Annotated in this window: 9 protein-coding genes and 1 tRNA gene; 2 read left to right on the top strand and 8 right to left on the bottom strand. The window is 32.8% G+C overall.

The genetic code is table 11. The annotated features are described in order from the left end of the window. Positions 1 to 10 precede the first annotated feature (10 nt). The 8 genes from A9D35_RS11005 to A9D35_RS11045 all read right to left on the bottom strand — a co-directional run bounded on the left by A9D35_RS11005 (position 11) and on the right by A9D35_RS11045 (position 12,616). Complete coding sequence (locus A9D35_RS11005) at positions 11 to 2,524, bottom strand: glycoside hydrolase family 2 TIM barrel-domain containing protein (RefSeq protein ID WP_066222944.1); 2,514 nt, start codon at positions 2,522 to 2,524, stop codon at positions 11 to 13. A gap of 199 nt (positions 2,525 to 2,723) precedes the next feature. Beyond that, positions 2,724 to 4,331 carry a RagB/SusD family nutrient uptake outer membrane protein gene (locus A9D35_RS11010; protein WP_066222947.1) on the bottom strand — a complete coding sequence of 536 codons (1,608 nt, stop codon included), beginning with the start codon at positions 4,329 to 4,331 and terminating at the stop codon, positions 2,724 to 2,726. An 18-nt stretch (positions 4,332 to 4,349) separates the two neighbouring features. Continuing rightward, entirely contained in the window at positions 4,350 to 7,229 is a 2,880-nt protein-coding gene (locus tag A9D35_RS11015) for a SusC/RagA family TonB-linked outer membrane protein (protein ID WP_159427055.1), read from the bottom strand. A 1,030-nt stretch (positions 7,230 to 8,259) separates the two neighbouring features. Further along, positions 8,260 to 8,640, bottom strand: a complete 381-nt coding sequence (locus A9D35_RS11025) for a BfmA/BtgA family mobilization protein (RefSeq protein ID WP_066222956.1) — start codon at positions 8,638 to 8,640, stop codon at positions 8,260 to 8,262. A gap of 598 nt (positions 8,641 to 9,238) precedes the next feature. Continuing rightward, positions 9,239 to 10,294: a DUF6371 domain-containing protein gene (locus A9D35_RS11030; protein WP_066222959.1), complete on the bottom strand. Its 1,056-nt coding sequence runs from the start codon at positions 10,292 to 10,294 to the stop codon at positions 9,239 to 9,241. 219 nt (positions 10,295 to 10,513) lie between these two features. Continuing rightward, positions 10,514 to 11,914, bottom strand: a complete 1,401-nt coding sequence (locus A9D35_RS11035; protein ID WP_066222964.1) for a DUF3987 domain-containing protein — start codon at positions 11,912 to 11,914, stop codon at positions 10,514 to 10,516. A gap of 9 nt (positions 11,915 to 11,923) precedes the next feature. Then, positions 11,924 to 12,214, bottom strand: coding sequence for a helix-turn-helix transcriptional regulator (locus tag A9D35_RS11040; protein ID WP_066222967.1), 291 nt, complete (start codon positions 12,212 to 12,214; stop codon positions 11,924 to 11,926). Positions 12,215 to 12,542: 328 nt separating this feature from the next. Then, positions 12,543 to 12,616 (bottom strand) — tRNA-Ile (locus tag A9D35_RS11045). A 198-nt stretch (positions 12,617 to 12,814) separates the two neighbouring features. On the opposite strand from A9D35_RS11045, the gene rbfA reads away from it, so the two are divergent. Both rbfA and A9D35_RS11055 read left to right on the top strand, forming a co-directional pair. Continuing rightward, positions 12,815 to 13,207 (top strand): 30S ribosome-binding factor RbfA, encoded by a 393-nt coding sequence (gene rbfA / locus A9D35_RS11050; RefSeq protein WP_066222971.1) that lies wholly within the window; start codon positions 12,815 to 12,817, stop codon positions 13,205 to 13,207. Continuing rightward, a complete protein-coding gene (locus A9D35_RS11055) occupies positions 13,208 to 14,413 on the top strand; it encodes an ABC transporter permease (protein WP_066222973.1) in 1,206 nt (401 codons plus the stop codon). The last annotated feature ends 1 nt before the right edge of the window (position 14,414 follow it).

The following is a 14,414-nucleotide window of genomic DNA, read 5'->3' on the forward strand; positions in this document are numbered from 1 at the left end:
TAGCTATATTTTAATTTAATTTTATAAGCTCTAGTCCGCTTAAAGTGGTTTTTCCTGAAAGCGATACAAACTCAATTAGTATTTCATTATCGTTTACATCAATATCAAATGTTTTGTCTATTCCATAACAAAAACCCGCCTCTTCTACCAAATCTAGAGCCGCTATTATTTTCTTACCGTTTACAATTACATCAAAAACTCTATCACCGGCTTTTAGTTCTTCAGATTCCATAAAATGTAAGGTCAACCTATACGCACCATTTTTTGTTTTTATTTTATAGGATTTCAAACCTTCAAGCAATGAATAGAACAACGGATCATGTCTACCGCTTCGTAGGATATTTTTTCTATTAAGCAAAGTTTCTTTGCCTCCAATATACCCATACAATCCATTAAAGGGACTGTCTTCTAACCAAGCAATATTGGAAACATCATCATAATATTGCGCATTTGAACCTACATTGATAAACATATCTGGTTTTTGTTGATCTCCCTGCTTTTGCATTTCAATAGATACTGTATCTTCAATAATTTCCCCTTTTGCAGAACCGACTGCTTTTAAATAGTTTTGATCTTTATGTAAAACCACATTAAATTCCACTTTATGCAGGCTGCCTACATTTTTGCTACCTATCTTCTTTCCATTAGCATAAAGCGTAACTTTAGGCAAATTGGAGTAAATTGTAATTGTATATTCTTTAAAATCTGATGTTATGGCACGTACTGCCCAGTTCTTCTCTGCTATGTGTAGCATTGGCTTTGCTGACCAATTAGCTTGAAATAGATAATAAACGTCTTTTGGTTTACGGTCCCATGTTGCCATCCCTTTTTGATTTAGATGCGGCATTGAACCCCCAACATGGGGTTGTGAAAAATCAAATTGGTTCCAAATTGCTGATCCTGATATATAATCTCTATCTTCAATCTGTTCCAAATAAGATTCACAAAACATACGTTGGTATTGCCCAGTAAAATCAAATCGTTCCGGACGATCTGAATTTAAACGACTATCAGATCCGGCTCCGTACTCACTTATAAAAATAACTTGATCCGGTTTGCCCTCATGTTTCCTATCCATCGCGTTTCCAAAATCTGCAAACTTGCCGCCATACCAACCACTGTAAACATTATAGGAAGCAACTTGTGGAACATCCTCGATACCTACTTCATCATAATCGCTACCCATATGCATGGCAAGCGTCGTATATCTTGCCGGATCTTCTTCACGAATAGTAGCATCTAACATTTTGGCATATTCAGCAACCTTGTTGGTATAGATTGGATCATCTTGTTTAGAAATCCGAGCTTCATTATTACCCCAAAGAAATATTTCGTTCATGGAACCCCAAACCACTACCGATGGATGGTTATAATGCTGACGAATCATTTCTTTTAACATATGCTTCGAATTCTCCAAAAATTCAGGATGAATGGTCATGTAATTAACTAAAGGGACTTCTTCCCAAGCTAAAAGACCTAATTCATCTGCCGCTTTTAAGATTTCAGGGTCTTGTGGATAATGAGCAATTCTAATAAAGTTACAGCCCATATCTTTAATTAATTGCATATCTCTTCGATGCTCTGCATTTGAAAGCGCAGATCCTTTCCCTCTTTTGTCTTGATGCCTATTAGTTCCACGTAATTTCATGTGCTTCCCATTAAGAAAAAAACCTTTGTTTGGCTCAAAAGAAAACCACCTTAATCCTAAAGGATTTTCTATTTCATCTACTATTATTCCTTGTTCAGAAACGACGGATTTAACCGAATATAAATACGGTGAATCTGGACTCCATAAATTTGGATTATCAACTAAAATCTCATGCTTATAAGTAGATTTTTGTCCCGGCTCTAACTCAACCGTAGTCGAAACTTTTTTGACTTCTTTGTTGGCTGCATCATAGATAATAGATTTAACTTCTATATTTTGTGAGGTTATTTCTTCATTTACAACAGTACCATTAACAATAACTTTAGCGTACGCCGTTCCTACTTCTGGAGTTGTAATAAAAACACCTTTAGACCCATAGTTATCCATATCGAAATGCACTTCTCCCGTCTCAATTAGCCACACATCTCTATAAATCCCTCCGTAAAGCGCAAACCCTACGGATAATGGAGCTATATAAGAATCGTGCGCATTATTTACCATAATGGCTACCAATTGCTCTTCACTGGAGTTCAAGGCTTTAGTTATATCGAATGTAAAAGCTGTATAGCCACCTTTATGCTTTCCTACATGAATCCCATTTACAAAAACATCAGCGACTTGATTTACACCTTCAAAGTGAAGATATATTTTTTTAGAATCCCTGTTTTTTATACTGACATTAATTATTTTCCTATACCAAGAGACACCTCTTCTATAACTTTTTTTGGCATCGAAAGGGTCTTCGGCGTTCCACGTATGTGGCACATTTACTTTCTCCCAACTTTCGTCCTCCACTAATAATTCATTTTGTCCAAACGCAATCCCTTCATTCAAAAAAGACCACCCTTCGTTGATAGTTTGACTAGTTCTTACCACCTGCCCTTGAACTTTAATAGTGATTAAACAAATCAGAAGACTACTTAATAATATCTTGGATAATGTATTCATTAAAACTCTAAATTATATCAATTAATATGTGGCAAATTCATGCCTCCTAAAATAAAGAATGCTTCATTTTAATATCCCCTAGTTGATTTGTTTTAACCAAGGGAAATTTTATTTTTAGTAAAATTAGTTACCAACCTGGATTCTGCTCAGTGGGTCCTTCATTGGAATCAATAAAGTTTTGCGGTAATGGATAAAGAATATTTTTATCTTCAATTTCTGAGAACTTATTATACTTCTTCGTTCTACTTACCAATAAGCCAAATCTATTTAATGTATATCTTCTATGTTCTTCCGAAAATAATTCTCTAGCCCTTTCATCTAAAATATATTCTATAGTAACATCCGTCCCTGCAATTGGTGTTGCATGTGAACGTACTCTAACCGCATTAATATGTTGTGCTGCTTCATCTAATTTACCCAAATTAAACTCAGCTTCTGCTAGTAAAAGATAAGTTTCTGCTAATCTTAAATATGGCATATTATTATATTGACCAGAATTATCAACTCTCTCCAGATCAGGATAAGAATCCCATTTTTTTGTTCCAGGCCAGTATCGATCGTTACCTTCCCATTTTTCGTAAGTTGGAACTTTTGTATAAACCGTGTCTCCTCCTTCTTCTTTCAAATAATATTTACTGTACGCATACTCACTATATCGATCATCTTGATCTTCATACAGGTTTTCTACATATAATGTATGCATAGCTCTACCTAACCCTCGACCTCCATATTGACTAAAAGCCCATTTATCGTCTGTAGTAAGGTTATAAAACCTATTTACCCATGTTCTACGCATTGCAATTTCTGCTGTTCCGGTTAAATCGGCTGCATTTAAGAATGTCCATAGTGTTTCTGTATTCCCTTCTGAAGGTAAAGCATTTTTTTCACCAAATTGGTCCATAAAAGGAACACCTGGCTCCTTAATATTTTCACCATATCTTTCTGTAATTAATCTAAAATTAGGATTATTAATTACTGCTTCTGCTTTTTGTTCGGCCTTAATATTGTTATCTAGACCTCCCATTGTTAAGTACAATTCTGCTAAATAATGCTGAGCAACTGCACTACTCAGTATCAACGGATTACTATAATCATCTGGCAAATATTCTTCTGCGAAAAGCAAATCCGCTTCCATTGTAATTCTAATTTCATCAACAGGTGTTCTTTCCCAATATGTCCTGAATGTATCACCATCTATTTCTTCTAAACTTAATGGAACGTCTCCCCAAGTATTTGTAAGATGTCTATAAGCCCAAGCTCTTAACAATCGTGCTTGTGCTATAATTAAGTTTTTGTTTTCTAAATCCTCAATTTCATCACTTCCTTGCCAATCTATATCTCCTGAATTTGCTCTAGAAATCAAAGTATTGGCCCCGTTAACAACATCATACAACCAATTAAAAATAGAATTCATTGTAACATCCGCTGCATTTAAATTTGCACCATAAATATCAATTGCTCTTAAACTAGAATACGAATAATTCCCCCAGGCTACATCCGTCCCTGTTTTCCACATTAAGGAAGCCTCATGAGAATCTGATCCTCTTTGTGTTCGTTCTTGCCTTACCAAGTTATAAACAGCATTTAGACCTTGTTGCATACCATCTCTATTTACAAACAAAGTGTTTCCAAATAAAGTATCTTTAGGATCTTCCTCTAAAAAATTATCACTACAACCCGCAAACAATGTTACAAGTCCTAAAAAAAGTACAATTATTATTTTTATATTTTTCATAATTCAAATTTTATTTTATTAAAGACCTAATCTTATTCCAAAAAGGTATGTTCTAGCAAAAGGTCTATCTGTTTGACTATCTGACTCCGGATCAAGACCATTCCATTTAGTAACAGTAAAAAGGTTTTTTCCGTTTAAGAAAAATTCAAGATTATTTATTCCCATTTTACCTATAACATCTTGTGGTAATTTATATCCAAATGTTATATCTCTTAACCTTAAGAAACTAGCATCTTCATACCAACCTCCAGAAAGCGGGTTGGTAGAACGATCTGCATTTTCAGGAAAATCATTAGTTGGATTTGTAGGTGACCAATAATTAACATCATATACTTTTCTTCTAAGGTTAAAATCGTTTGTCGTTATTAAACTATTACGCTTTGTAACCCCCTTTACCCAATAAATAAAGAAGTCTAATGAAAAGTTTTTATAAGATAAATTGTTAGTAAGACCAATATTGAAATCTGGCTGAAGACTTCCAATAATAGTTCTATCTAACTCATTAATCTTTCCATCTCCATTTATATCTTTGTATTTCACATCTCCCGCTTGACCAGCTGCCCAATCACCTAAATCAACATCATCTACTTCATCCAATTGCCACACACCATCAACAACATATCCGTAATTAACATCGATTGGCTGACCGATAAACCATTTACTACCTATATCATCAATATAATCACCTTCATCGTTTTGCAGTCCAACATTTACAATTTCATTTAAATTTCTAGTAAATGCCATACGTGTCGTCCAATTAAAATTTTCGTTAGTAATGTTATTCGTTATCAAAGAAATCTCAAGTCCACTACCTTTTGTTTCTCCTATATTTTGAATAATTGATGTAGAACCATTAATTCCAGGGATACTTTTTGATAATAACAAATCTGTTGTTCTTGAGGCATAAGCATCTACAGAACCACTAATTCTTGAATTGAAAAGTCCAAAATCTAAACCGATATTTAATGAAGTTGTTGTTTCCCAACCTAAATCATTATTACCTAACCCCCCTGGACGGTATCCAATTAAATTGTTTCCATTGCCATCAATATAATCAGCTTTTATTAAACCCGCTAAAGTTCTATATGGACTAATTGCTTGATTTCCATTTTCTCCATAAGAAAGTCTTAGTTTAAGTTGATTTAAAACTATACTATTTCTCAAAAATGATTCTTTTGAAATATTCCAACCTAATGCTACGGATGGAAAAACACCATACTTATCATCTTCACCAAAAGCAGAATAACCGTCTCTTCTTATTGTTGCTGTAAATAAATACTTACTATCATAATTATAATTTAAACGCAACATTTGCGAAACGTTATTACGTTTACCATAACCTGCACTTGACACCAAGATTTCGGCATCATTAAACTGGTAATATGTTCTAATATCATTTGGAAATCCAGTACCTCTCACATATATGCTTTCATCCGTTCTTTCTTGAGCACTATATAATGCCGTTAGAAAAATACCATGCTTATCAAATGTCCTTTTGTAACTTAACACATTTTCAACCAACCAATCTTTCGTTTCTCCAACATCTTCACTTGCATAGCCATCAACCTCATAACCCGATTGCGTATTTATTCCTCTATATGTTTGTTCTTTTGTATTTCTTAAAGTATAACCTGTATTTAATTTATATGATAATCCTTCAATAAAAGGAAAATCAACTAACACAAAATTATTTGTTACTATTGAATTAGACTTATCAGCATTTTGATACAATGTATTCTCCATAGGATTCGAAAATCCAGTATCTTCTGGCCAAGGTAATTTAGAATAATTACCTTCTTCATCAAATGCTTTTGTTAATGGATTCATTTGAAACGCTTCAGAAAAACTTGCTGAAATACCACTTTTATCAGAGAATCCAACTAAAGTATTGGTCCCCACTTGCAGCCAGTCATTAACTTCTACTTGTAAATTTGCTCTAAAATTAACCCTAGAAAAATCATCATTTACAGCTACACCTTTCACGTCTTGAAAATTACCCGAAATAAAATAACTCATTTTCCCCGTTCCTCCAGATATAGACAAATTATGTTCTGCCCTAGAGCCGCTTCTTAGTGCCAAATCAATATAATCAACAGCCTCTCCACTAGCATAAACCTCTCTTTCCGTTTCTGTTAAATAATCTTCTCCAAAACGTTCAACTTTTCTTCTGTAAAATGTTTCCGCATCCATCATATTAGGTAAATCATAATGAATATCTGTACCATAATAAGTTGAATAATTCAATTGAGCTTTACCATCCTTATCCCCTTTTTTAGTGGTCAAAAGAATAACACCATTTGCACCCCTAGCACCATAAATAGCCGCAGAAGAAGCATCCTTTAAAACCTCAATGTTCGAAATATCATTTATATTAACTTCTGACAAGGTTCCATTAAATATCACCCCATCTAAAACTATTAATGGATCTGAACCTCCAGATATAGATCGTTTCCCTCTTATAGTAACATTATTACTAGCACCAGAAGCTGTATTTGAATTAATCGACACATTTACACCCGGCATAGCCCCTTGTATAGCCTGCTGAATATTAACCTGCGGACGCTCCTCTAATGTCTTAGCACTCAATGATGCAGTTGCTCCAGTTACATCCGATTTTTTCTGTGTTCCATAACCAACAACAACAACCTCGTCCAGGGTATTTGAATCAACCTCCAAAAGAACATCTACTTTAACTTGATTACCCACTGTAACTTTTTTAGGAATATATCCCACATAACTAAAGTTCAGCTCCGATTTATTCGAATCCACTGAAATCTCATAATTACCATCAAAATCCGCTACTGCTCCTCTATTTTCACCCACAACAACAACTGTAGCACCAGCTAGAGGAATACCATCGGTATCACTAACAATACCTGAAATAGTTTTTTGCGCCATTAATATCTGCCCGGTTAAGACAAAAAAGACGATCAATACATTTAGTTTTTTCATTTTTATAGTTTTAAACAATCGTTTGCGTTAACAAACATATAAAAAAATATTATATAAACAAATAAACGATACTAACAAAATAATATCAAAGACCTTATTAAAATCAATCGATTGTTTTATTTGAAATAAAACTTATTAAAAAATAACATAAAAAAGTAATCAAAATTCAACCAATGAATAAAAGATACCTATCTCTCATTACAACCAAAAAATTGAGTGATTTTTAAATAAGTTTAATATTTTAACTCAAACCAATGGCTAAAAGGAATATATATTGCTTTTTTTACTTAAACAAGCTTTAATAATCCTTCATATGTAAACCATCAACTTACAACATTAATTCATCAAAACTCAGAATTATTGCTAACTAAAAGCTTAAAGCGAATCTGAAACCAAATCTATAGTAAACCCCTATTAAACGACAGTCTATTAAGTACATTTACACTAAGTAAGTATTAATTTAATCCAAAAGTAGATTCCAATATTCCATGCTTTATATAAAGAAAATTATTATGGTGTAGTTGGTTATTTCAGTGTGACCATGCAACGCACTTCGGTCAAACAGTGCCATTTTAAGAGATCATTCAATAATATTTAAATTCAATAGGAATAGTCTTTTAGTTTTCATTTTCTCAAGGATTCTCGGGTAAGGTTTATTCTTTGCAATGAGTTCACGTTGCGATCTATTAAAGCATCGGCAATGGTACTTTCTCCAATACTATAATACCAAGTAAATAAGGTTTTTGTTAATTTTTGAAAGAGCCGATAGCAATGTCTATTTTCACCAAAAAGATCTTTAAAATCCATTTTCCCCCAAATCACCATAACTTAACGGCGCGTGGACTCTGTGCTGTTTTTATAGTGTTCAGATAGATAAACGTAAAATAAAAACAGCATAGGGCGCAACTAAGAATTTGATTTGAAACGTTTATAAGTGTAATTAATCTACCACAGCTAATCTTCTTATTCTGGTTAATTAAAGCTCCTTATTATTTTCCTTTGCTTTTTTAGCATCTCTATATTTTCGTTCTATAATTCTAGGTTTTTTCTTTGGAATTGCTTGTTCAAAAAGTGCTTCTAACATTGCTGCAGTTGGTTTTGTTTGATGTTTTTCTATATCCTTTATGATGGCAATAACACTATTAAAACGTTTCTTCATTACAGCTTCTAATGTTTGTATTCTAGGTCCTAAGTTTGCTTCTGGCGAAATGTTATTGTTTTCAAAAAACTCAAGCATACTTAGAAGTGTTTTAGATTGAGATTTTCCCTGGTGTTTACTAAATTTCACAAATTGTTTTGCTACAGATACTTTAATGCTCAGGCTTGCAAATTTTTCGTCTTTTAAATCTTTATCCATCTTTTTCCGTGAATTAATTAGCGTTCTTATTGGCCTGAGCTCATGTTTTCGTGAAAAACAAATCCGTTCTTGTTTAAATGTTTACTTTCGAAAGATATAAAGAACTGATTATTAGTATTTTGTGTTAAGTTGGGATTATATAACTCCGCGCCAGCGGGTTACCCTCTTGCTTCTCTATTTAGTTTTACAAAATATTAATATCTTTCACCTTGAATTAAATTAAGATTTCATTTTTAATCGGTCTATAGAAGCTTTTCTATTAAGAATAATTCAAATCCATTTTTACATTATATTTAATTAATTTCTAGTTTTATTTCATATTTAACAGCTAAAAAACTGAAAAGTTTTCTGTGTCGAAAAAACTAAAACTGGAAGAGAATCAAGCGAACTTAATGTGAATGCTGTAGGTTGAAATGGAGTTTGATCGCTTCCCGAGTTTTCTCGGGAATAAGCGGCCAAGTGAAATGGAAATCGGAAGCCTTGACATTGTGTTCAAGATTTTTAAAATGAAGCGCTTTTTCCGAAATGAAGCTTTTCACGAAATGCAGTGAGAATGTGCTGAAGGGTTATAAACCTGCCTTATTCAGTCTGCAAGAAATCACTTTTCTATCTCAATCTTATTTCCGTCCTCATCACATAACTCAAAGACATTTATTAGGGTTATTAAACTTTCATTCTTCGTACAAAGTTTATTTACTAACTCAGCTTGTGTAGAAAATATTCTAATTGGTTTAGAATCCAGTGATGTTATAAAATAATCGGCTATATCTAGGCCTTTTAATCTTTGATTGGCTGTTGCGTTGGCTTCCAGTAAATCTGATGTTTGAACATCGAAACCTAATAATCTTAACTCCTTTGCTTTATTTGTCCATTGGGTAAAAGGCGAACCATTTGGTCCTTCTCGGCCTAAATCGGGATATAAAATAATAGGCCGTTCTTTAAGTGGTTTAAGCTTTATAGCATTCAATCCCTTTAAGCTGCCAGTTGCCATCCAAAGGTATTTATCAAAAATTAAACTCATTATACAAGCTGTTTTTTCAGATTCTACAATAGCTATTATTTTATTTGAATTATTCAGCAAATGCAATCCAAATAAGCACTGATTTAAATTAAAGTGTTTTATAGTCTTTTGTTTTAATTCAATGGCATGCACCCAATTGATATACTTAGTTCTATGACCTTGTTTATCATAATTTATAATCTTACCGGCATGAATTTTCTGGAGATTATCTATCTGCCAAAATACGGTTCCAAAGTAGTTGTTTTGCGCCGTTCCAATGCAATATGTTTTGAGCATGTTAAATACCTTATGTTGTTCAAAATTTGAATATAAAAATTGAACAAAATTATTCTTATCAAAGTGATTTTGAGATTTTAAAATTGCTTCCTGATTATGAAAACTAGGTATAATATTGAACTTAATTTCAGGTTTTATAGTTGGTGTTTTTACATAAGAAACCGCGTCAATTTTCTTATCTGAAAAATATTGTTTTGGCGGATAATGGTATGCGCAATTTTGTTCACGATCACATCTTCCAACCTCTGAAGACAAATAATCTCCTGTGTCGTTATCTATATATTTCACAAATCTTTTCTTTCCACAATTGGGGCAAATGTGCTTAATCGACTTTTTATGTAAGGTATATTTGTACATCTCAACATTGCATTAACTTCATTTACTTCACAAACCATGTATAGCGTGGGGTTCCAAAACGTTTTCGTTTCATTAACGGTTCATTTTCACTTCATCTATAATAAATAACTAAGAGTCTGATTTACATTAACTTCATTAAAACTGCATATGGGGAAAGTTCTAAAGCCTTGAATAATAAGTCGTTGATTCTATTAATGAAGTAAATGAAGTTATTGTAGTTTATATAACTTTTTCATAATGGCCTCTAGTGTATTTCTTAAATAATTTCTGGTCTTTTAGATAGGTTTGAAACTGCCTTGAACTAACTCTTGGTTTACCGTTTATCTCTTTGCAGGCAATTTGTATGCCTTGAAGCGTAGTGAACTTTTCTGGAAGTTCTTCTAATATATCTTTTTGGAGCTGCGTTAAAGATTCGTAATAATTCTTTCTAGATGTTTCTTGCCTGACTTGGATAGCATTATGGTAGAAATAATCAAATAATTTTATGCTGTCTTGAACCGCTTTAAGTTCTACTTGTGTATTAGTACAACCTTCAATAACATGATGAATCAATTGTAAAATAAGAGCAAACCGAATAACGTATTGTTGTAATTTAATGTCTATGCTACGTTCGTAATCGAATAAATAATTTTCTGGTCTGTTGTTCTGCCAATTAAACAAATACGTTTTGGCCTTTGTTTCTATAGGAATGACTTCAGATTTAAATTCATCAATACACTTAAAGTCCAATAAACTTGAAATTATAGTGTGGTAATTATCAATATAAACGGCATCTACTTTATTTATATTCCATTTCAGGGTTATTTGCTTACTAGGATAAACAAACAAAAATCGATCTAAAAAACCATTGGTATGTCTCCCTCCTTTGGCGAATTCTTTAAGCACCGATATTTGAGTACTGCCTATAACACCAATAAAAGGATCGCTAATTCGTAAACTTTTCCCAGATGCACGATCTGTAGATATTTGTGTTCCGCTCCAAAGACTTAAATACGTCTCAACTTCTCCAGAATTATTGTAACGATTAAAATTTTTAATCCAACCGTGAAGTTCATCAACATACACATACATACCTTTTTTATTATTAGCATGACAGGTTATTAATGCCTCTGGAGTAAAATCACTAATTAATATTTTTTTTAAAATTGGTTTTTTAAGATGCTCTCTGTTCTCCACTTGCTCTAAACCATTTTGAATATATGCGTTTAATTCAGTTTCATAGGTTTTAAATGCTTCGTTCTCGTGTTTATGAATGGGTCTAAAACAAAAATTTAAGGCATGTGTTTTAGAATCTCCAGGTCGGCCAACAATTACAGTGAATAAATTAGCTTTTTCTTCCCAACCTTTTTTAACTTCAACTTTATATGTGTTCCCAATTGCTGCTGAAGCTGCAGATAAAATACCGGCTCCTAAATAATCCAGACAGAACTGATATTTGTTATGAGCTTCAAAAATAATTTCTTGTAAGGGCTTGGGAAATACGTCAACTGGAAACGGATTAGGATTGTGTCTATCATGTTTTAAATAGTCATTCTCAAGATCTATTAAATCGATAACTCTTGGAGTTTTCTTTATTAAATTTTTTCCGACATAAACACTTTGCTGTTCTTCCTTTACCATATCAAAAAATCATTTTCTATTTTTCAATAGTTCTTCATTAAATTTTTCCTCTAAAAACTCATCTGTTATATCAGGGGCACCTAACAACCAAGTGTCAATTTCTTCCTTATCAAAAAACTTTTGACGTATGTGAGGATTATTCCCCATAGGAATAAGCTTTAAATGTGTGAGCTTGTAAATCTTACTTTTAGATAAGCCCGTATAAACAGACAAATCATTGACATTTAGTACTTTTTTGTCGTGGGTAAGAATGTTTCTAATCGATTCTAATAATTCGATAACTTGTGATTCTGTTTCCATAAGTTTTCTTTTTAAATTCTAAATCAAATTAGAGGGAATACATATAATCAAATCAAACACAATGAAACTTTAACATATTTATTCTCATAATTATAGAGAATAATTAATAAAAAAGAGATTTTGCTAAGAATACAGAAATTAAAAAAGATGTGATTTTACATAACAACCTATCAAGTAATTATTTAACTTCAATAGTTCTCTAACGAGAGAATTAAAAAAGTTTGAAAAACTTAGGAGAAAAGAAAGACTACAATTTGTTGTACCTATGTTGTACCCACCGAAAACAAAAAAGCCTCTCGATTTCTCGAAAGGCTTGCCAGTATTGAAGTGGTCCCACCTGGGCTCGAACCAGGGACCACCTGATTATGAGTCAGGTGCTCTAACCAACTGAGCTATAGGACCTCAAAATTGGAGTGCAATATTACTATTATTTTTAATGTTCTGCAAACCTTTTTTTAATTACTTTATTTATTTTGTTAAGCTAGCATCTGTATCCCTGAGCTACTACTCTGTTTCTTAATTATTTTATAGTTTTACAATAAGAAGTAAATTTTATACCCAAAACTAAGATTATCTTTAAATATCCACTATTTTTGCAGTATGGAAAGTAACAGACAGAAAAAAATAGGCTCAGTTTTACAACGCGATTTAGTAGATGTATTACAAAATGCAGCAACCCAAGGTGGAATGCAAGGCATACTTATATCCGTTTCTAAAGTAAATGTTACTGTAGATTTGTCTATTGCTAAAGTTTATCTTAGTATTTTCCCAAACAACAAGGCCAAAGAATTATTAGAAGGTATTCGCTCGAACACTCCTTTAATTCGCCATGAATTAGCGCAACGTACTAAACACCAATTACGTCGTATGCCTAATTTAGAATTCTTTGTAGATGACTCTTTAGAGTATATAGACCAAATTGAGCAATCTTTAAAAGGAAAAGATAATCCTATTAAAAATCCAGACCTTTTAGGGAAACATAAAAAATCGTAAGTGAATTTTCCGCTGTACATTGCCAAACGGTATTTGCGCTCTAAAAGCAGCAACAATGCAATTAATTTTATAACTATAATTGCTGCCATTGGGGTTATTCTTGGGGCAGCTTCTTTATTTATTGTTCTTTCTGGTTTTGCTGGTTTAAAAGATTTTACTCTAAAATTTTCAACCATTATAGATCCCGATTTAAAAGCTATACCAGCTACGGGAAAATCGTTCGTACTCTCTGATAATCAATTAGAACAACTCAATGCTTTAGAGGGTGTTGCCTCCTACTCTAAAATTATTGAAGAGCGTGTTATTCTTGCTTTCGATGGTAAAAACTACCCTGCCTTTATTAAAGGAGTCGATGAGGCATACAGCCAGGTAAACGTTATCGATTCTGTGATAGTACAAGGAAGTTGGCTAGCTCAAAACACCAACCAAATGGTTGCGGGTTGGGGCGTATCTAATCATTTATCGCTTGGTGTTTTAGATTACGGAAAATCTGTTACCATATATGTTCCAAAACCTGGAACCGGACAAATTACCTCAACAAAAAATGCATTTAATGCCATACACTGTATTAATGTAGGTTTGTTTGACGTAAACGAAAATTTAAACGAGACTTATGTATATACGGCCTTTAATATGGCACAACAGCTTTTAAACTATAAAGACGATCAAATATCGGCAATTGAGTTTAAGCTAAACCCGAATGTTACTGAAGCTACAGTAAAACCACAACTGGAATCTATTTTAGGAGAACAGGTCCAAATAAAAAACCGGATTCAACTTAATGATACACTTTACAAAATGCTAAATACCGAAAATTTAGCCGTGTATCTCATTTTTACTTTAGTATTAATTATTGCTCTTTTTAATGTGATAGGTTCTATAGTCATGATGATTTTAGACAAGAAGAAAACCCTAAGCACACTTTATAAACTAGGAGCTTCGGTAAAGGACATTAGACGTATCTTTTTCTATCAAGGTAGCTTAATGTCTATTTTTGGAGGTATTATTGGTTTGGTAATTGGACTTTTGGTGGTCGCACTTCAAAAAACATTTTCATTAGTTATGATTACCCCTAGCCTACCATATCCGGTAGCCATAAACATTCCGAATATTATTGTGGTGCTAATCACCATTTCGGTATTAGGAGTTATCGCTTCAAAAATTGCTTCTGTTAGAATTTCAAAATCCTTAATAGAAACCATTTAAG

Origin of the sequence: Formosa haliotis (assembly GCF_001685485.1) — a bacterium.
GTDB lineage: Bacteria > Bacteroidota > Bacteroidia > Flavobacteriales > Flavobacteriaceae > Formosa > Formosa haliotis.

Excerpts from the sequence above, each read along its gene's own strand:
- A9D35_RS11010 (WP_066222947.1), bottom strand. The coding sequence starts at position 4,331 with ATGAAAAATATAAAAATAATAATTGTACTTTTTTTAGGACTTGTAACA.
- A9D35_RS11015 (WP_159427055.1), bottom strand. The coding sequence starts at position 7,229 with ATGGCGCAAAAAACTATTTCAGGTATTGTTAGTGATACCGATGGTATT.
- A9D35_RS11040 (WP_066222967.1), bottom strand. The coding sequence starts at position 12,214 with ATGGAAACAGAATCACAAGTTATCGAATTATTAGAATCGATTAGAAAC.
- A9D35_RS11035 (WP_066222964.1), bottom strand. The coding sequence starts at position 11,914 with ATGGTAAAGGAAGAACAGCAAAGTGTTTATGTCGGAAAAAATTTAATA.
- A9D35_RS11025 (WP_066222956.1), bottom strand. The coding sequence starts at position 8,640 with ATGGATAAAGATTTAAAAGACGAAAAATTTGCAAGCCTGAGCATTAAA.
- rbfA (WP_066222971.1), top strand. The coding sequence starts at position 12,815 with ATGGAAAGTAACAGACAGAAAAAAATAGGCTCAGTTTTACAACGCGAT.
- A9D35_RS11030 (WP_066222959.1), bottom strand. The coding sequence starts at position 10,294 with ATGTACAAATATACCTTACATAAAAAGTCGATTAAGCACATTTGCCCC.